Here is a 17,268-nt window from a genome sequence, read left to right as displayed (position 1 = left end):
GTCGCGTTCTCACCACTGCTACTGCTCTCCTTCCACAGGTGGGTGTCGATCAGTGAGCGCATTGATCCCGATCAGTGAGCGAACGGCAGAGGTGAGGTCCGGGCCGCGGAAGTACGGGCCAGGGCCCCCGCGCCGTCAACGGCACGACGGAGCCGGATGGACGAGAAGGCGGTGATTCGAACGGAGCGGGAAAGGGCGCGAGGTTCACGACTCCTCCGGATGGACGTGTGAGGGGTACAGATGCTCTAAAGAACGGCCCGATCCGCACCCCGTAACGGGTATCTCAGAGGCAGATTGTGGACGAATGTTCTAGTAATTGCCGGAGGTTAAGGGGTGCTTGACTTCCGGGCGTCGATGGGTGATCGAACAATGTGTGTCACTCCATCGAGGTATTGCCGAGGTGTGGTGTGGACGAGCGGAAGGTCGGTTCGGCACCGGCGACGGCCGGACGCCGATCCGGCGGGAAACCTCGTTTGTGCTTGTGCCGCCTCTTACTTGCCCCAGATCTTCCGGTACGCCGCGCGGTAGCCAGGCGGGTCCCACGACGTGACCCCGCCGCTGTTGGCGGCCGTGGCGATATGCATGTACGGGGACGATGTATCCACTGGCGGTTTTGCCGGAGAAGGCGCGGTTGAATTCGTCGATGATCTGCCAGCCCTGCTGGGGGAGTGGTCCGGGCACGGTGGCTGTCTGGAACCGCGTGCTGTTGATGCGTTGGAAGGCGGAGGGGTCGCCGTCGCCCGCGCCGATGTCGGGGGCCGAAACCGACCCCGAAGCGCGACTGGTCGAACTCACGCGACGTCGGAACGAGATCGACCGGGAGATTGAGCGTGTCGAGGCCGGCGAGGTGGACGTCCTGGACAGCGCGGCGCTGCGGGACCGCTACCAGCAGGTGACGACGACGGCGCATGGGCTGCTGGCCGACTCCGCGAGGCCGAGGCGAACTCCAGGACTTGGACCGCGAGCTGCGTCGCAGGATCGCCGTGTGGGACAGGGCGAAGGGCGAAGGGCGAAGGGCGAAGGCGACCTCCTGGATGAGGTTCTTGGCAGTCGCGAGAGCATCGCGGAATCGGATCAGGCACGGACCTCACGGTGCGGCAGCTGTTGGATCAGCGGCGCCGGTTCCTCGACGACCGTGTGCGTTCGGAGGACCGCCGCGTCTTGGAGCTGGTGCGGGGGATCGAGTCCCGTGCCCTGGCGCTGCGAGATGTGCCGGGTGTGGATCTGGTCGCCGAGATCGATGGCGCGGCACCGTTCCATCGTGCTGCCGATGGAACGGCCGCTGTACGCGCCGGTGGTCCGGGCATCGATCGACAGCACTGGTATCCGGGCGGGCGACGAGGAATTCGCCGCCGACGCCTTGTTCGAGTCGGTGCACGTGGATCCCGCCCGGCTCACGGCCGCTGTGCACCAGGCACTCGGCTCCCGTGCGCAGGTGTCCTTGGCCGAGACGCTGCGCGAGTACCCGCTTCAGCAGGGCTTGCCGAACTCGTCGCCTACTTGGCCCTCGGGCCTGGGATGCCTGCTGCACGTGAGTGCCCGCGTCCAGGACCACGTCGACGTCGTGGGCCTGCGCGTCGTGATCGAGGAGATGGAGGGCTACGCCTTCCTCCAGTCCAAGCCCGACGACGAAGAAGGCCGCGATCCGCGGACGACGCCTCTCCGCGGCTGATGCTGCGACGCTCGCTGTCCTATCCCGTCGGTCTGCTGATCGTGCTGCTGGGCAAGCGGCTCGCGGAGTTCGACGCGCGCGCCGACGACACCCGGCTCATGATCACCCGGGATGAGATCGTCGAGATGATCCGCACCCTTCTCCCCGCCGGCAGTAACGAGGCACGCCTGGTCGACCAGATCGACACCCAGGCTCCGCGCCCCGACTTCGCCGCCCGCTACCGTTTCCTGGAGAAGCCCGCCTACCTGAGGTTCCGACTGCTCGGCAGCGAACCACTGGCCGGATTCAGTCGTACTTACCGAGGTCGCCATCAAACAACCGCTCGGGCAATGAAATAATGATGTCGAATATACTCTTGACATCGGCACCCAATGCGTCCATCGCTTTTCGATCGGCAAAATGCGGCCTGGGCAAGAGTTCATGCGCGTTTTGGAATGATGCCGGTATGTGGCTGGTCAACATTACCGACCGCAATCGTTCATCGGCGTGGCATCGCCTCAGATATTCGCTCGTGACATGGTCTGCCGTCATGTTCTCCACCATCATCCCCTCCATAACCAAGTCTCTGTGCGCGACGGCGGCGCGCGGCCCGTGTTGTAACAGATCACTCCGGGGTGATCGACACGATGATCTCGCTCTTGACCTCGGCGAGCCGGTCAACCACTTCACGTGAATCCCTGCCGCAGACGGCCGCTACCGCTACCGCGTCCTTTGCCTGCCTGGGTTTCCTGATGGGGTCACCCGGACGGTAAGGCGTCGTGAGCTGGAGCAGCCAGTCGGCCTGCGGAAGCGCCTCGAACCCACGGAAGCGGCCCAGCGTCGGCGGGTAGATCATGGACCAGCCGGTCGCCGGCTGGTCCATGCGCGCCTGATTGCTACTGACCGGGACATCGCGCCCGACCTGCGGCAGGATGCTGGCGAAAAGCAGCGAAACCCCGTGGCGATACCGGAATGTGGACTCTATTCCGGCACCTCCGGGGCGGCCGCCCAACTCGCAGAACACCGGCCTGCCGTGGTCATCGAGGAACGCTTCGAGGTGTGCGGCTCCACTGAACCAGGGGATGCACCCGAGTACCGCGCGGTTGAACTCCAGGAGGACTTCGAGGTCCGGCCCGTCGTCGAGGGTATGCGACCGGACCTGCCCATTCAGCGGAAACTTTTCATGCGAGTCCAGATACTGCGAGACGGAGGCAGCAACCGGCACGCCGTTGTTGACAACGCTGTCGATGTGGAACTGGCGACCCGCGATGAATTCCTCGGCCTCGTACCGGTCTGGACTGGCGAATCCTTGCCGTTGCAAGCTCCTCAGCTCGTTCTGGCCACGGACAATGTGCACGTTCATGGAAGAGGAGCCGAGGACAGGCTTGATGACAATGTGGCCGAACTTGTCGAGCAGCTCTGTTGCCTGAACGGGTTCGGAGATTTCCATGAACTCCGGAACCCGGATTCCGTGCGCCGAAAAGTGGCGCTTCATCGCCACTTTGTCGCGGAGCAGCAGCGTGTGCTCCGTTCCCATGCCGCCGACGCCAATGGCCTCGCGCAGACGCGCAGCCGGCAGCAGCAGCCGCTCCTGGGTCGCCACCACCCAGTCGAATTCGAAGTCACCGACCAGTGCGGGCAGCGACACCGGAAGCTCGCCAGAGGGGTGGATGTCCACAGGGATACAGCGGCTTACCTGTCCCGGAGTCAACTGGGCGATATCGCGGGGGCGTGCGACCAGGGTGATGTCGAATTCGTCCGGATGGAAGAAAGGGCTGCCATCATCGTGGCGGTAAGCATCGTAACCAACGTGGCTCACAAGAGCTACTCGTTGACGAGTCACTACTCCTCCGTATTCATGCCGACATTGGTATCGATTCCGGCGGCTGTTCCGACGTCACTGGTTTGGCTTTGATGGCCAGGTGGGCCAGGCTGGTTCCGATGGCGAGGGACACGGCTGCGAGAACCAGCAGTGCCCCTGGCCCAAGTGCTTGGGCGACCACACTGCCGACCGCTGCCCCGACAGATCCGCCCAACGACATGAACGAACTGACCCACGACAGGGTTTCCGCAGACATGTTCGCCGGAGACAGCTCGCCGACCGTCGCCCACAGGGCCACGAAACTGGGCCCCAGCGCGATGCCCATGAGCGCCGCAGCCACGACCAGGAGCGCCGTCCAGGTGAAGCTGGCCGCCGCCACCAGTAGGGTCCCCAGGCACAGCACGGCCAGTGTGACGGGCAACGTGGCCTTGGCCGACCACCGCGCCGGCAAACCTCCCAGGATGAGGCCACCCGTCACACTGCCCACCGACATACAGCTGAGGAGCACTCCACTCATCAGCGGTGAACTGTGCTGCTGAGCCCAGGCGGGAAAGGCCAACTCGATCGCGCGGACCGCGAGAAAGAAGGACGTTGCCGCCGCCATCGTCCTGCGCAGCACACGGTTGCGCAGTGGGCCCAGCCAGTGGCGCTCCGCGGACTGCGGCGGTTTGGGCTCGTGCGGCAGCCCGCGGGAGAGCAGCAGGAGGACTGCGATGGTGCACAGCAGCGCGGAGGCGGCCAGGCCGGCCCAGGGCGCCACGGCCACCACCAGGAAGGCTGCGATGGTCGGACCCACGATGAACCCCACGTCGGCCAACATGGTGTCCAATGACAGGATGGTCGTCCGGAGCCTGCCCGTGGTCATATCGCGCCACATCAGCCGGGTCACGATCAGGACGGGTGGAGCCGACACCCCCGCGACGAACGCGACAACCAATGTGGTGGCGAACGGTCCATGTGCGTGTTCGTTCAGCACCAGGACAGTCAGCGCGCACAGATACACCACGAGCCACAGCCCCATCCCCCGGGTATAGCCCTGGCGGTCCATGAGCCTGCCCCTCAGCGGGAGGGTGGCTCCGGCCAGCGCGGACACCGAGACGACCACGGCTGCCTGACTGAGGCCCCGATAATGAGCGACCCCGAGCAGGAGGGCGAGCGAAGAAATCCCAGGCCTGAGCTTGCCTGCGACAGCCGCCAACAGAGATGAGCCGAATTTCGGCAGAGAGAAGAGTTCCCGGTACGGGGACAAGAACTTCATCGGGATCAGCGGACCGGTTCAATCACTAGTTCCACGGTGTCGCGGACCGCAGCCAGTCGCTGGAGCAATTCCTGGCGGTCCGGCGCGGAAACACTCACCTTGACCGGAACGGTCCGTATGCTGCTGGTCGTCGGCACCATGTCGCCCGCCTGGTAGCCCACCACCAGCTTGTCCACGCCGGGCAGCTGCTCCACCTTGTCCAGCCCGCGGATCTCCACCAAACGACCGGCCGGCCCGTCGTTGCGAATGGCGTTGGCGCCATAGAAGCCGTCATGCCTCACCGGCGCGGTCGCGATCTTCGGCACCTCGCCCAGCCGGCAGGCCAGGGTCTGGCGATGCGGGTCGAGATCGCTGTGCGCGATCCACCCGTCGATCATGGGGTAGGCCGGCAGACGAGCGCCCAGTTCAATGAGGTAGGCGTCGCCGGCCGAAATCTTGATCTCGGTGTGACTGGGGCCGAGACGCACGCCGAACGCGTCGAGCACCTGCCGCACGTAGTCGACGGCAGTCTGCCAGTCGGGGTCGTCCTGGGGGATCTGCGCCCAATCCCAGTAGGGGAACGAGTAATCCCGGTCGTCGGGTTGCCGGTATTCCCAGATGTCCACGACGTGGTGCGCACCGTCGTGCGAGAAGAAGTTCACGCCCAGCTCCCGGCCGCGCACGTACTGCTCGACCAGCCAGGCTTGGACCGGACGTCCGAAGTGGTCGGTCTGGTGCAGGGCCGAAAGGTCCTCGGCGTCCTGGGGCCGGCTCAGCAGCCGGACGCCGTGCGACGAGCCCCCGGTCGTGTGCTTGACGAAGGCGGGGAAGCCCACGGCGCGCGCGGCAGGGGCGATGTCGGCCGCGTCTTCGAGCAGCGCGTACCGGGGAATACGAACCCCCGCCCGCGCGGCGGTCTCCCGCATTACGGATTTGTCCCGGCGGGCGAGGGCGAGCTGCGCGCCGTTGCCGGGCAGGCCGAACTCTTCAGCCAGCGTGTCCGCCTTGTCCACGGATACGTCGGAGGCGGGCACCACCGCGCGGATGTCGGCGCCCAGCTCGGCGAGTTGCGCCCGGATCTCGCCGAGCTCCGACGCGTAGAGGCTGACCGTGTCACCCACCGCGTGGTCGGGATACCGGGTTTGGACGTGCTCGCGGGGCATCGTGTAAACGGAGATCACGGCCATTCCGCGCTCGGCCACCTGGGGTTTGTAACCCATGCTCGGCCCGCAGGGGTCCATTAGCACGACAGCGGGTCTTCCGCTCAGCGAGCTGGTCATGATGCTCCTTGTGGCTTCTCGTCCAATGCGGAGGGTCAGGGATGCTCGACGGCCCGCGCGGCCGGGTTCTCCTACCAACGGTCGTCCCCGACCAGCGGTTTGCCCAGGTCCTTCGCGGAGGCCCAGGTCATGTTGACAACGGTCCGGGCCGAGCCGTCCTCGGTCAGTGGCACCGTCCGGTGCAGTGTGGTGCCGGTACGCAGCAGGTAGATGTCACCGGAGGCCAGGCCATGGGTGTCGATCTGGCGAGCGCAGAGAGTCTCGTTGATCCGCGGATCGCTCTTGTCCCGGTGGGTGTGCGGAACATTCGCATCCCGACCTGACCACGCCCACGGTGCACGAAGCCGCAGCGGTACTGCGCCGTACGCCGGAGGCGGCTACCGGACGGGCCGGGAGACCGGCTCGCTGTCTCGGCGTGCCCGGAACCGCGGTACAACTGATGTGGTGGGTCCCGCCATTGGCAGCCGGTGTTGTCGGCTCACATCGAGGCGCCCACCGTGTCCTTCGTGCCGTCCTCGTGGGAAAAGTATCCGGTGGACGACTTCGTCCCGTCGCTCACGTGGGAGCCTTCCTGAATCTGGTACAGAGAGTTGAACTCCGCCGCCGCAATCGGGAGTTGCCACAGGCCGGCCTCGCTGCGCACGGTCCTGGACGCACTGCCGCGCACGAGCTTCGCCGTCGGCTCGTTGTGCGCGGCGTGTGGACCGTAGTAGATGGGAAGGGCGTCGGCCGCGCGGTAGGACGGGATGAAGACGCGGCGGTACATGTCCGAGAGGTTCTTCTCCGACGAGTGCAGGAGCAGGGGGTGGATGAACACCACCGATCCCGCGGACCCCTCGCAGTCGATGATCGCCGAGTCATCCAGGCCCACGTCCGCCGGCGACGAGACCTTGCCCACGAAATGGCCCTCCGACTCGTGGTTGAGAAGGCCGTGGCGGTGCGAACCGGCGACGACCCGCAAACAGGCGTTTTCCCGGGTCGCGTCGTCGAGATAGATCAGCGAGGCGACCAGGTCGGTGTTCGTGTGGGGGTAGAACGCGAAGTCCTGGTGCCACTCGACGACGCTGCCCACGCGCGGCGGCTTCACGTTGAGCTTCGAGTACTGCAGCACGATGTCGGGACCGATCAGCTGCTCCACCGCGTCGAGGAGCCGGGTGTCCTCCGCGATGCCGGCGAAGAGCTCGTCCCGCGAGGTCGGAGCCCAAATGCGGCGAGCTTTGGAGCCGTCCTCCGGCTCTGCCTCGGCCACACCGGCGAGGTCGGCGGAGGAGAGCAGGCCGTCGACGACGGATCGCGCCTTCTCGACCAGCTCGGTGTCGAATATCCCGTCAACGACGCAAAACCCGTTCTCACGGTAGAAATCGACCTGACTCTGGCTGAGGATGCTGCCCATCGAATAACCCTTCCGCACAGTAACCTTTTGGCTCCCGCAGATTCTTACGATCCAATTCGTACACGTCACCGTCACTTGCCGCAAGACATTCCTCGCCGTCGGGAGAGGCAGTTGAGCCACTCAAAGTGCGCTCTTCTGCCGGGCTTCTGCCGGGCTTCTGCCGCTGGTATATGTGCACTTCTTGGCTAGTGTCGATGCAACGCTTGCCCCGCACTCCTCCGCTTGAGGTATTCAATGTCAGAGACATCGCCGATGGTCGCGTTCTTCTGCGCCGCCGAGACGGCCTCGCGGGTCTTCACGCAGCACCTCATGGAACTGAAGTACGAGCTCCGACCGGACATCGGGGACGAGCGCACGCTCGCGCCTGTCGTTGAGCGCACGTGACGCCCTGGTATTGCTCAGGTGCGGTAATTGGGTTCGCCGCTCACGCACTGCCAAAAGGTAACGGAGAAAAACCATGAGATTGCCGACGCCAAGGTCGATCGTGCTCGGCGGGATCGGCGCCGACGCTCATTCTGTCGGTCTCACTCTGCTGAAACATGCCATCAATGAGGCAGGCCATGCGGTCCACTTCATGGGCACGCAGAACAACCTCGACGACTTTTTCAGGCATGCGGCCGACGCGGATGTTGTGATGATCTCGTGTATGGACGGTCATCTGCGCCACTATCTGAAGAAATTTCCGGACCTGATGCTCAGGTACCCCGACATCGATGCGATCTGGTATGCCGGCGGAAACCTCGACGTGGGCAGTTCCGAACGGATACGTGGTGAAGCGCGCCGCCTGGGCTTTCGACGGGTCTTTCCGACGTATGTTGATATTCCGACGGTTCTCTCGGTCTTGGACGAGGATCTCGCGACCAGGCGTCCCGCGGTACGCGGCAAACCCGCTGCTCCCCCCTGGCCCACCCAGCCGGGCACGGCGCCGCCCGACCAGCGGCTCACCGTGGGCGACTTGCAACAGCAGCGACCTGAGGTTCTGGAATCCTGGCCAACCGGCGCGCGTGCGAGGGACTTGGCGGACAACGCGGCGTTTCTCCTCCGGCAGCCGTCGTTCGCTCACGCGCACTCACCGCGGCTCCGGGCGGAACGACCGTTCCTGGTACAGCCGCGCTCAGGCGTGGCGCTCGCCGCCGAGCAGCGCACGGCATTCGTGGCCCTGCGTCGGGCCGGCGCAGACGTGCTGTCCTACCAGATCGATTCCCTTACCAGAAACAATGACTACCAGAAGGCTGGCGACGGGATCGCGGAAAGCCGGGAGCGCGGTGCCTCCACGCTCAACGGATTTCCCATGGTGAATCACGGGGTCGACGTTCTCCGGCAGTTGATCGCAGAGGTGCGGACGCCGCTGCAGACCCGCCACAGCACACGCGACCCACGACTCCTCGCCGAGATTTCGTGTGCTGGTGGCGTCACTGGCTTCGAGGGCGGCGCGATTACGTACAACATTCCTTACTTCAAGGACTACTCGCTGGCCCAGTCGCTCAGAAGGTGGCAGTACGTCGATCGGCTGGTCGGCTTCTACCGCGAGAAGTTCGGCGTGGTTATCGACCGTGAATTCTTCGGCACCCTCACTGCGGTCCTGATCCCACCAAGCCTGGCGATCGTCGTCAACGTGATCGAGGCAATGCTGGCGGCCAGCCAGGGCGTAAGCTCGGTTTCACTCGGATACGCCGAACAAGGCAATCGATCCCAGGACATCGCGGCGATCAGGGTCCTGCGCGAACTAGGCCAGAAGTATCTGGCGAACCTGGGATATCCAGGAGTTCAGGTCAACGTTGTGTTCCACCAGCACATGGCAGCATTTCCACGGGACCGGGCGCGGGCGACGCAGTTGATCGTGGCCTCGGCCGCCACCGGTCGGCTGTCCGGGGCTTCGCGGCTGATCGTCAAGACACCGGTCGAGGCGACCACCATTCCGTCGGTGTCCGACAACCAGGAGGGGTTGCACCTGAGCCGGCTGGGCGCGATGGAGGCGAACAGCATCGAGGTGGACGAGCGAACGGTACGCGAGGAGGCCACCGTCCTGCGGGCGGAGGTGGATCAGATCCTTGAGAGTGTCCTGTTGGCCGGCGACGGCAGCCTCACGGACGGCGTGGTGAAGGCGTTCGCGCTTGGTTACCTGGACGTTCCCTTCTCGCCCAGCGTCTACAACCGTGGCGAGGTGCTGACGGCTCGTGACCTCCAGGGCGCGGTGCGATACCTGAACACTGGCCGGCTCAGGTTCTCCGCCGATGTGATCGACTTCCATCGGAGCCGGATGAGCGAACGTCGCAGGACCGAGCAACCACCGGTGCGAAGCGAATGGCAACTTGTCGAACGTGATGTGCTGCAAATACCATCGGGTCATTATCGAAGGTGGCCGCTTGATGCGTGAACGATATTCACTCGCACCATCGCGACCAGGAATTATGGGCGGAATCGGCCCAGTGTCGTCGACGGAGTTCGTCTCGACCATCTACGACAACTGTGTGGCCGATCACGGACAACAGTTCCCAGCTCTGATGCTGCTTTCCGATCCAAATATCTCCGCGAGCGGATCGTGATGTGCTGCATGACGCTCCATCATCCCCTTCCCTACGTCCCTGAACAGTTGCGCCGCCGCGTGGTCTCGTTCTCGACGTGGTCATCGAACAGATATCCCGTTCGCCTTGCCGCCACCTGATGCTGTGCTCGAAGGATTCGCGGGAACTCCGCTTCTTCGAGCGGCATCCGAGGTGGGCGCGGGCGGGGCCCTTTGTGGTGATGTCAAACCTGGACGACAGCCCAGCCCTGCAGGACGGTATCCAGGACATCAAAGCGAACAAAGGTCTGGAGCGGGCATCGGCCTGATCGCAGACCAAGTCGCAAGGACTTCGGCGACATCCGTGATCGTGGCCTGTAGCTTTCGCGAAGTTGGCCGAGGCGATCGCGACGGACACTCTCGGACCTGATCTCGTCACAGAAATGGACAGTCAAGATGGCAAAGGAATTCACGATCCCGGAATTCACGATCCCCAGCGCGGCGACCTCAGCGCTGTTGGAGCGGGACATAGCCGCGGACACGCCTCTGGACAATTGGCCGACAGAGGCTTTCCGGACGACCAGTACGGAGATCCTGGCGCTGCGTGAAGGAATATTGGCAGCTATCCACGGGGACGCGGGTGGCGCCGTCGTGCGGGTCGCCCCGGAGGGGCTGAGCGACCAGGACATCTGCACCCTTTACTGGAACTTCTTCACGGCGCTTTGCCGTCCGGTCCCGCAGTACAGCTCCGGCGAACTCATCTATCCCGTCGAGGTTAAGGCCGGAGCCGCGGAAACCAGTCACTACTCGAATTCGAACAAAACGGGTAACTATCACACTGACGGCACCTTGCTGCCGCAGCTGCCCGACGTTGCATTTCTGTTCGGCTTGTCCGCGGCGACGGGTGGGGAGACGCTGCTGATGGACGTCAACAGCCTGGTTCAGCAGCTTACCCAGATCAATCCGGCGCACGTCGCCGAACTGAGCCAACCCGTACCATTCGACGTGAAGGACCAGATGGCGGGAATCAAAATCAAACGGCAGCCCGTGCTCACGAGCACAGCAAACGGCTACGAGCTGCGTTATGTCCGCATGTACATTGAGCAGGGGTTTGCCGCCGAGGGCACGCCGATGCCGCCAGAGCTTCTTGCGGCCATGGACGAATTCGACAAGATCTCTTCTGCTGCGGCGGGAGACGCGGAGGCCGTGCTGCTCGAACGCGGCGTCGGTCTGCTGTGGGACAACCGGCGGATGCTCCACGGCCGCCACCCATTCCAGGAATCCACCTCCAGCCGCAGGCTGCGCCGAATTTATGGGGTACAGGACGATGGGCGAGCCAATTAAATCGAGGCAAGCTTAGCGCTGCACGAGTCCGAATCGCGTAGTAAGATCGCCAAGTTTAAGGAGAAAGCACCGCATGCCACGTACGGTTGATCTCTCACACCCGCTGGAACCGGGCATGCCGCACGCGCGCACGGTCCCGGCTCCCAAGTTCACGCCCACCAGCACATGGGCGGAACACCGGATGCGGGTCATGCGACTGGACATACCGACTCATATCGGTACCCACGTGGACGCCCCGTCACATTTCGTCGAGGACGGCGCCACGCTCGACCAGTTGCCGCCGTCGGCGCTTGTCGGTCGGGCGTACTGCCTCGAGGTGCTGCGGGATGGTCCCGATCCGATCACGGCGGCCGACCTGGAGTCCGCCGTTGACCTCGAACCCGGTGACGCACTGCTGATCCGCACCGGCTGGGACGACCGCTACGGCGAACCGGCCTATGTGGACAGGCACCCGTACCTCGCGGTCGACGCGGCCGAATGGGCTGTGGCCAAAGGACTTCGGTTCATCGGCATGGACACGATCAGCCCTGATCTGCCGATGAGCATGCGTCCGCCGAACTTCCCCTACGACGTGCACCGCACGCTGCTGGCCGCCGGCACACTGATCGTGGAGAACCTCGTGCTGCGGGAGATCTCGAACCGGTGGAGCACGCTGTTCATCGGCGTGCTCAACGTCCTCGGCGGCGACGGCGCGCCCGCGCGGGCACTGGCCGTGCTGGACGACTGAGCCCTTTCAACGCCGCTGCCGGTGACGTCCGCGCCATCACCGGCAGCCCGGACGTGACCGTCGTCGCCCAGGGCGAACACCTCCGCGTCACGATGCGCGGAATCGAGACCAGTGCCCACCTGACCTCGACCGCCTACCTCGGCGTCTTCGGCAGCGACGCCCAACCCGACGCAGAACTCTTCGCGCTCACCCTTTGGCTGGTCCTGACCACCTGGCGCCGGCACGAACGACTTCGGACGCCGGCTTACGAGCCCCTTCGCCAGGCGCCCCCGAACTAGGAGCGAGATCCATGCCCACCGCCTCTCCCCCCATACTCTTCTGGCTGCGCTCGGAACGCGACTACACCGCAGTCGCGGCGGCCGACCATGCGCACGTAGCAGGCCTGACCGCAGCAGCGGCGGACCTCGGTCTCGATCTGCGCACGGCCACGGTCGACGACGTGGTCGTGACCCAGGTGGGAGAGGACGCCATCGTGCGTGTGCGGGGCGACCGCGTGGACCCGCGCGACACCTTCTTCCACACCGACTCGCTCGGCAGGCCCGCACAGGCACCCGACACCTGGCGAGTGCTGAGCACCATCGGGATTCTCGAAGCCGCCGAGTTCATGGTCACCGTGCCTGCCGTTCACTCGATCACCTGGACCGACACGATCGTGTCGCTCCTTCGGTTCGACCTGGGCGAGGTGCGCACTCTGCCGTCGGTGCGGCTGTGCACCCGCGAAATCGAGGTCCATCGCGACCGGCTGCGCGTCGCCGACTGGGGGCTGGAGTTCCCGGTAGCGGTGCGCCCGGCGGTCCGCCGGCCCGGCGACCGGGTCTTCATCGCTGAGAGCGAACGCAGGCTGACCACCCTCCTCCAGTTGGTGGGTGCATCCGAACTGACCGTCCTCGTGCAGCCATGGCTCGGCGAGCACGTCGTCGAGCACGTCGTGGTGTGTATCGATGGAGAGCCGACCGGTCTGGAAGGGGCGCTCGCCGAGCGGCTGTCCGGCCCCGCGAGTTCGGTCGCGACCGCGCTCGGACTCGCCTACGTCCGGGTCGGGTTCGTCCAAGATGCCGATCGGTTCTGGCTGTCACACGTGGACTGCACGGGCTTTGCGCCTGACCTCGACGCCGATGCCGTCCGAGTCCAGCTTGCCGCCTACCGCGAAGCATTCCATCGGTTCCGTGCCGCGGGCGACGCGGTTTCGGCCTCGGCACACGGAGGAGAAGCGTGACAGCAATGCGCGACAGCGATTCGGTCCTGTACTGGATCAGCGTCGACGGCGTGGTCGTCGGCCGGAACGCGGGCGGCCCCGCGGTGCACGTCCGCGGTGAACGCCTGGATCCCACCGCGTCTGCCCGGGGTGGGGAGGTGAACCGTGACCGCTGACCTCGTCACGATGTTCTGGATCCGCTCGGAGCGCGAGAGCAAGTCTCCGAATCCCTTTGACGCCGAGATCAACTCACGGTACGACGACGCCGCGCGCGCGGCCGGCGTGCTGCTGAGCCGGATCAGCGTCGACGACGTCGTCGTGGGCACCACGGAGGTGGGTGCCTCAGTCCGCGTGCGCGGCGCGCTCGTTGCAGCGGACACGGCCTTCTTCCACACGAAGCTGGTCACGTGGCCGGTCGACCGGTTCGACTACTGGCGGCACCTGACGACCTACGCCGCCCTGTCGGCGGCCGGGTTCTACACCACATTCCCCGTCGGATACAGCCTGATCAACAACGAAAAGCTGATCACGGCGCTGCGGCCCTTCGGCAGTGTGGTGCCGCGGCTGCCGACGGTGCGCCTGAGTACCCGCGGCTATGGCCCGGACCATCTCGACTGGTGTACCGCCGCGATGCGTGCGAGCGACATCGGTTTCCCGGTGGTCGTCAAACCCTCCAGTTGGGGAGGCGGGAACAGCGTCTTCGTCGCCTCCAACGCCGGGGAACTGGATACCGTGCTCACCTGGGCGGCCGCGGCTGAGCTGACGGTTGTGGTACAGCCGTGGTTGGGACGGGACGTGGTCGACTACCGCGTGTTTTACGTCGACGGTGAGCCGTACCGCGTGCTGACCCGCAAACCGCGCGGCGACGCACTCGCGGGCAATGTGGGCCAAGGCGGCGTAGCGGGGTGGACTGCCATGCCCGATGCGCTGGTCGCCCCGGCCCGGGCGGTGGCCCGCGACATCGAGCTGCCGTACCTCTGCATCGACTTCCTCTGTGCCGACGGGCAATGGTGGTTCTCCGAGATCGAGATCGACGGCGGCACCACCCAGGGTGACCACCACATGACCGAGGTGCGCTTCGGCTCCTACCGCTCCCGCTTCGACACGTTTGTCCGTGATCTCCGATCGGGTGTGCGCTGACTGGCGCTGCCCCGGGCGCCGTTGGAGAGCCGGCCGCGTCGTAGGAGGGACCGGATCCCTTCGACGGGGTTGAGGTCGGGCGCGTAGGGCGGCAGGTAGTAGACGGTCAGCCGGTCCCGGCCTTCGGCCAACAGCCGTAGGCCGGCGGCTTTGTGGACGTTGAGGTTGTTCAATCTCAGTAGGAGATGGTCTCGACGACTCGGTGCAACTCTGCCCTCTTTCTTTGCCGTTCCTCGCTGTCTCGGGAGGCATTTGCGCCCGTCAATGTGCGCTTTCCTGCCGGGCTTCTGCCGCTGGCGGATGTGCATTTCTCGACTAGTGTCGACACACCGCCTTCCCATACTTCTCTGCTTGAGGTGTTCAATGTCAGAGACATCGCCGATGGTCGCCGAGGACAGGCGATCATCTAGAGTCGAAATCCTGGACTGCACGCTCCGCGACGGTAGTTACGCCGTGGACTTCAATTTCACCGAAGGTACGATCAAGAGCGTCCTGACCGGTCTTGAAGAATCCGGTGTCCGGTTCGTCGAGCTGGGTCACGGGTTGGGCCTCAACGCCGCCGAGCGCACACCTCATCCCACCCGTGTTTCCGACGCATTGTGCTTCAGCATCGCGTCCGAGACGCTGACGAGCGCGAGTTGGGGGATGTTCTGCATCCCAGGAATCGCCGAGCTGGATCACCTCAGACAGGCCGTGGCCGCCGGCATGCAGTTCGTCCGGATCGGAGTGGATATCACTGCCGTCGCACCGGCCGAGGCTTTCATCGCCCTCGCCAAGGACCTCGGCATCACGACGTTCGCCAACCTCATGAAGACGAACGTGCTCGGCACCGACGGTGTCACGGATGCGGTCCGGAAGTGCGCGGAGTACGGCGCCGACACCGTCTACCTCGTCGACTCGGTGGGTGGTTACCTGCCGTCGGATGTCGCCGAGCTGTTCGAGAAGGTCGGTCGGTCGGTAACGATTCCGCTCGGCTTCCACGGGCACGACAACCTGAGCCTGGCCAACGCCAACTCGCTCGCGGCAGCGATGAGCGGAGCACAGTTCGTCGACACGACGCTCGACGGCATCGGCCGCGGCGCCGGCAACACCGTCACTGAGACGTTCGCAGCGACCCTCCACGCCCAGGGCAATCGCAACACGTACGACTTCCGGGCTCTCGCGGAGCTGAGCGAGTCCGTCATCCGCCCGTTGGAGCGACTGCACGACGACCGCACGTACCAGCTCGTCGGCGGTATCACCCGAACGCACTCCAGCTTCTTCCCGCTGATCAGCAGGTGCGCGAAGACCGCGAACGTCGACGTCTTCGAGCTGATGGCCGCAGTCGCCGACATCGACCGGGTCCACCCTGCGGAGGACATGGTGCTGGAGACCGCCAACGCCATGGCTGCGCGCTAGTCGTCGTCGCTACGGACGTTGGTGACGCTGTACGCAGAGCTGCTCGCCCTCACCCGCCCCTGACCATTCGCACGCCTGGCCCGAGAAGAGTTTCTGTGGAACCGAAAGACCCAGTGATCCTGTTGATCGACCCCGCCAACAGCAGGAACGGACGCAACTACAAGACCGCCATACGCGACCTTGGTTTCGACGCGCTCTCGCTGTCCACGGGTCTCTCCACAGTCGCGAACCAGCAGGCCGACCTCGACCACGAGATGTCGCTCCAAGCCAGCGACGTGGACGACGCCGTCCGGCAGGTTCGTGCGACTGAGTTCGACGTGCGAGCCGTCGTCCCCGCCAGTGGGACGAGCCTCCACGTGGCTGACGAGATCGCGGCGCGGCTCGGCCTGCCCGGAAACGACCCCGCTCTGGGCTGGGCGCGGCGAAACAAGGCGGAAATGCGGGTCAGGGCCGCGCAAACGGGGGTCCGCGTTCCGGAGTTCCGGCTGGTCCACTCCCTCGGTGAGGTGGCGGAGGCCGCACGGGATATCGGCTTTCCCGTCATCGTGAAGCAAACGATGGGAACGGGCTCCTTCGGCGTTTCGGTAATCAGTGACGCGGCGGCTCTGGACGAGGCGGACAACGAGTGGACGGTGGACCGGCTCGGTCGGCCGGTCACCGAATGGTTGGTGGAGCGCTACATACGCGGGCGCGAGTACGCGGTGAATTTCTGTAGCGCTGACGGTGAGCACCGACTGATCGACATCTGGGAGTACCGACGGCCCGACGACCGCGACTACGACTTTCCCCTGTGGGACATCATCCAGATCGGCGGCGCCCATCCCGACTACGTCCGGGTGGAGCGGTTTTGCAGGCAGGTGCTCGACGCGTTCGGCATCCGTCAGGGACCAGGCCACATCGAGGTCAAATGCAGTGGCGACGGAGACGATGTCTACCTGATCGAGCTCGCGGCCCGGTTCTCGGGCGGGCCTGCGGTCCCGATGTGGACGAGGCACTCTGACCTGCGTCCGTTCCACGACGCCGTGGAATGCTACCTCGGCCGCCGTCCGAACATGATCGACGGGGATCACGGGTTCAGGGCTGTGCTCGGCTCCGTTGTCATTCGCAACGACGACGCACCCGGCACGCTGGTGGCCATGCATGGGCTGGACGAGCTCCGCGCCCTGCCCGGCGTCGCTGATGTGCTCGTGGAGTTCCGGCCCGGGGACCACGTGCCGATTACCAACCACAACATGTGCATTCCGGTCAGCGCCTCGGTGCACGGCCCGGACCGAGCGACCGTGCTCCGCACCATAGCCATCGCGCGGGAGACGGTCAGGCTGGAGATCGCACCCGACCCTGCCGACCCTGCCGACCTGACTACGGTGGCACCGGGCGCCGTCGCCGGAGGCTGAGGGGGGCCGGGCTCGACGGTTTGTGGACCAGCGTGCTCGGTGCCGTAACCCCGGCGGCGCCGAGCACACGGCACAAGGCTGGGCCAACTCGGCAACGACGGTGGGCTGCGCCGTCGGTTCCGCGGCTGGGCCGTGATCGCTGCCTCGGAGTCGGCTGTCCCCCTCAGGCTGCTGTCTCGGGTAC

At 65.3% G+C, this 17,268-nt stretch carries 19 protein-coding genes and 3 pseudogenes; 14 read left to right on the top strand and 8 right to left on the bottom strand.

All coding sequences use genetic code 11. From position 1 onward, the window contains the following. Positions 1-491 precede the first annotated feature (491 nt). Positions 492-753 (bottom strand): annotated as a pseudogene (locus KI385_RS04885) (substrate-binding domain-containing protein); the annotation flags it as partial. Here KI385_RS04885 and KI385_RS44525 point away from each other — a divergent pair. Further along, positions 644-1,027: pseudogene (locus KI385_RS44525) on the top strand (DUF3375 family protein); the annotation flags it as partial. The pseudogenes KI385_RS04885 and KI385_RS44525 sit on opposite strands and share 110 nt — an antisense overlap. A 47-nt stretch (positions 1,028-1,074) precedes the next feature. On the opposite strand, the gene KI385_RS04880 reads toward KI385_RS44525, so the two are convergent. Further along, positions 1,075-1,260, bottom strand: a complete 186-nt coding sequence (locus KI385_RS04880; protein ID WP_238570991.1) for a hypothetical protein — start codon at positions 1,258-1,260, stop codon at positions 1,075-1,077. 10 nt (positions 1,261-1,270) lie between these two features. On the opposite strand from KI385_RS04880, the gene KI385_RS04875 reads away from it, so the two are divergent. Next, positions 1,271-1,672 (top strand): DUF3375 family protein, encoded by a 402-nt coding sequence (locus tag KI385_RS04875; RefSeq protein WP_238577563.1) that lies wholly within the window; start codon positions 1,271-1,273, stop codon positions 1,670-1,672. Beyond that, positions 1,672-2,010 carry a DUF4194 domain-containing protein gene (locus KI385_RS04870; RefSeq protein WP_238570990.1) on the top strand — a complete coding sequence of 113 codons (339 nt, stop codon included), beginning with the start codon at positions 1,672-1,674 and terminating at the stop codon, positions 2,008-2,010. Before KI385_RS04875 ends, KI385_RS04870 begins: the two co-directional genes overlap by 1 nt. Before the next feature lie 266 nt (positions 2,011-2,276). On the opposite strand, the gene KI385_RS04865 is transcribed toward KI385_RS04870, so the two are convergent. From KI385_RS04865 to KI385_RS04850, 5 genes are all read right to left on the bottom strand, one after another. After that, entirely contained in the window at positions 2,277-3,470 is a 1,194-nt protein-coding gene (locus tag KI385_RS04865) for an ATP-grasp domain-containing protein (protein WP_238570989.1), read from the bottom strand. 37 nt (positions 3,471-3,507) lie between these two features. Beyond that, on the bottom strand, positions 3,508-4,731 hold the full coding sequence (locus KI385_RS04860) for an MFS transporter (protein WP_238570988.1): 1,224 nt from the start codon (positions 4,729-4,731) through the stop codon (positions 3,508-3,510). 5 nt (positions 4,732-4,736) lie between these two features. Then, positions 4,737-5,912 (bottom strand): ATP-grasp domain-containing protein, encoded by a 1,176-nt coding sequence (locus tag KI385_RS04855; protein WP_238570987.1) that lies wholly within the window; start codon positions 5,910-5,912, stop codon positions 4,737-4,739. Positions 5,913-6,061: 149 nt separating this feature from the next. Further along, a complete protein-coding gene (locus KI385_RS44520; RefSeq protein ID WP_425357059.1) occupies positions 6,062-6,340 on the bottom strand; it encodes a HalD/BesD family halogenase in 279 nt (92 codons plus the stop codon). Between the two features lie 128 nt (positions 6,341-6,468). Continuing rightward, positions 6,469-7,383, bottom strand: coding sequence for a phytanoyl-CoA dioxygenase family protein (locus KI385_RS04850; protein ID WP_238570986.1), 915 nt, complete (start codon positions 7,381-7,383; stop codon positions 6,469-6,471). A 234-nt stretch (positions 7,384-7,617) separates the two neighbouring features. Between KI385_RS04850 and KI385_RS04845 the strand changes: the two genes are divergently transcribed. From KI385_RS04845 to KI385_RS04805, 9 genes are all read left to right on the top strand, one after another. Beyond that, the gene (locus KI385_RS04845) at positions 7,618-7,767 is read left to right on the top strand and encodes a hypothetical protein (protein WP_238570985.1); all 150 of its coding nucleotides are present in this window, start codon (positions 7,618-7,620) and stop codon (positions 7,765-7,767) included. Between the two features lie 73 nt (positions 7,768-7,840). After that, positions 7,841-9,760 (top strand): methylaspartate mutase subunit E, encoded by a 1,920-nt coding sequence (locus KI385_RS04840; protein ID WP_238570984.1) that lies wholly within the window; start codon positions 7,841-7,843, stop codon positions 9,758-9,760. Between the two features lie 245 nt (positions 9,761-10,005). Then, entirely contained in the window at positions 10,006-10,215 is a 210-nt protein-coding gene (locus KI385_RS04835; protein ID WP_238570983.1) for a hypothetical protein, read from the top strand. Positions 10,216-10,342: 127 nt separating this feature from the next. Further along, entirely contained in the window at positions 10,343-11,230 is an 888-nt protein-coding gene (locus tag KI385_RS04830) for a TauD/TfdA family dioxygenase (protein ID WP_238570982.1), read from the top strand. Between the two features lie 73 nt (positions 11,231-11,303). Further along, positions 11,304-11,957 carry a cyclase family protein gene (locus KI385_RS04825; RefSeq protein WP_238570981.1) on the top strand — a complete coding sequence of 218 codons (654 nt, stop codon included), beginning with the start codon at positions 11,304-11,306 and terminating at the stop codon, positions 11,955-11,957. A 53-nt stretch (positions 11,958-12,010) separates the two neighbouring features. Continuing rightward, on the top strand, positions 12,011-12,235 hold the full coding sequence (locus KI385_RS44160; protein ID WP_238570980.1) for a tunnelling fold family protein: 225 nt from the start codon (positions 12,011-12,013) through the stop codon (positions 12,233-12,235). Between the two features lie 11 nt (positions 12,236-12,246). Then, entirely contained in the window at positions 12,247-13,173 is a 927-nt protein-coding gene (locus KI385_RS04815) for a hypothetical protein (RefSeq protein ID WP_238570979.1), read from the top strand. Next, a complete protein-coding gene (locus KI385_RS04810; protein ID WP_238570978.1) occupies positions 13,170-13,328 on the top strand; it encodes a hypothetical protein in 159 nt (52 codons plus the stop codon). The genes KI385_RS04815 and KI385_RS04810 overlap by 4 nt, the downstream gene beginning before the upstream one ends. Next, the gene (locus KI385_RS04805; RefSeq protein ID WP_238570977.1) at positions 13,318-14,292 is read left to right on the top strand and encodes an ATP-grasp domain-containing protein; all 975 of its coding nucleotides are present in this window, start codon (positions 13,318-13,320) and stop codon (positions 14,290-14,292) included. The genes KI385_RS04810 and KI385_RS04805 overlap by 11 nt, the downstream gene beginning before the upstream one ends. A 14-nt stretch (positions 14,293-14,306) precedes the next feature. On the opposite strand, the pseudogene KI385_RS44515 reads toward KI385_RS04805, so the two are convergent. Next, positions 14,307-14,579, bottom strand: a pseudogene (locus KI385_RS44515) (transposase); the annotation flags it as partial. A 76-nt stretch (positions 14,580-14,655) separates the two neighbouring features. Between KI385_RS44515 and KI385_RS04795 the strand changes: the two are divergent. Both KI385_RS04795 and KI385_RS04790 read left to right on the top strand, forming a co-directional pair. Beyond that, a complete protein-coding gene (locus KI385_RS04795) occupies positions 14,656-15,690 on the top strand; it encodes a beta/alpha barrel domain-containing protein (RefSeq protein WP_238570976.1) in 1,035 nt (344 codons plus the stop codon). Positions 15,691-15,785: 95 nt separating this feature from the next. After that, the gene (locus tag KI385_RS04790) at positions 15,786-17,084 is read left to right on the top strand and encodes an ATP-grasp domain-containing protein (protein ID WP_238570975.1); all 1,299 of its coding nucleotides are present in this window, start codon (positions 15,786-15,788) and stop codon (positions 17,082-17,084) included. Positions 17,085-17,268: the final 184 nt, after the last annotated feature.

The organism is Streptomyces inhibens, assembly GCF_022221585.1.
GTDB lineage: Bacteria > Actinomycetota > Actinomycetes > Streptomycetales > Streptomycetaceae > Streptomyces > Streptomyces inhibens.
The sequence above is the reverse complement of the archived record's forward strand: the minus strand, read 5'-3'. Positions and strand labels throughout refer to the sequence as shown.

Excerpts from the sequence above, each read along its gene's own strand:
- KI385_RS04880 (WP_238570991.1), bottom strand. The coding sequence starts at position 1,260 with ATGGAACGGTGCCGCGCCATCGATCTCGGCGACCAGATCCACACCCGG.
- KI385_RS04875 (WP_238577563.1), top strand. The coding sequence starts at position 1,271 with ATGGAACGGCCGCTGTACGCGCCGGTGGTCCGGGCATCGATCGACAGC.
- KI385_RS04870 (WP_238570990.1), top strand. The coding sequence starts at position 1,672 with ATGCTGCGACGCTCGCTGTCCTATCCCGTCGGTCTGCTGATCGTGCTG.
- KI385_RS04860 (WP_238570988.1), bottom strand. The coding sequence starts at position 4,731 with ATGAAGTTCTTGTCCCCGTACCGGGAACTCTTCTCTCTGCCGAAATTC.
- KI385_RS04850 (WP_238570986.1), bottom strand. The coding sequence starts at position 7,383 with ATGGGCAGCATCCTCAGCCAGAGTCAGGTCGATTTCTACCGTGAGAAC.
- KI385_RS04845 (WP_238570985.1), top strand. The coding sequence starts at position 7,618 with ATGTCAGAGACATCGCCGATGGTCGCGTTCTTCTGCGCCGCCGAGACG.
- KI385_RS04840 (WP_238570984.1), top strand. The coding sequence starts at position 7,841 with ATGAGATTGCCGACGCCAAGGTCGATCGTGCTCGGCGGGATCGGCGCC.
- KI385_RS04830 (WP_238570982.1), top strand. The coding sequence starts at position 10,343 with ATGGCAAAGGAATTCACGATCCCGGAATTCACGATCCCCAGCGCGGCG.
- KI385_RS04825 (WP_238570981.1), top strand. The coding sequence starts at position 11,304 with ATGCCACGTACGGTTGATCTCTCACACCCGCTGGAACCGGGCATGCCG.
- KI385_RS04815 (WP_238570979.1), top strand. The coding sequence starts at position 12,247 with ATGCCCACCGCCTCTCCCCCCATACTCTTCTGGCTGCGCTCGGAACGC.
- KI385_RS04795 (WP_238570976.1), top strand. The coding sequence starts at position 14,656 with ATGTCAGAGACATCGCCGATGGTCGCCGAGGACAGGCGATCATCTAGA.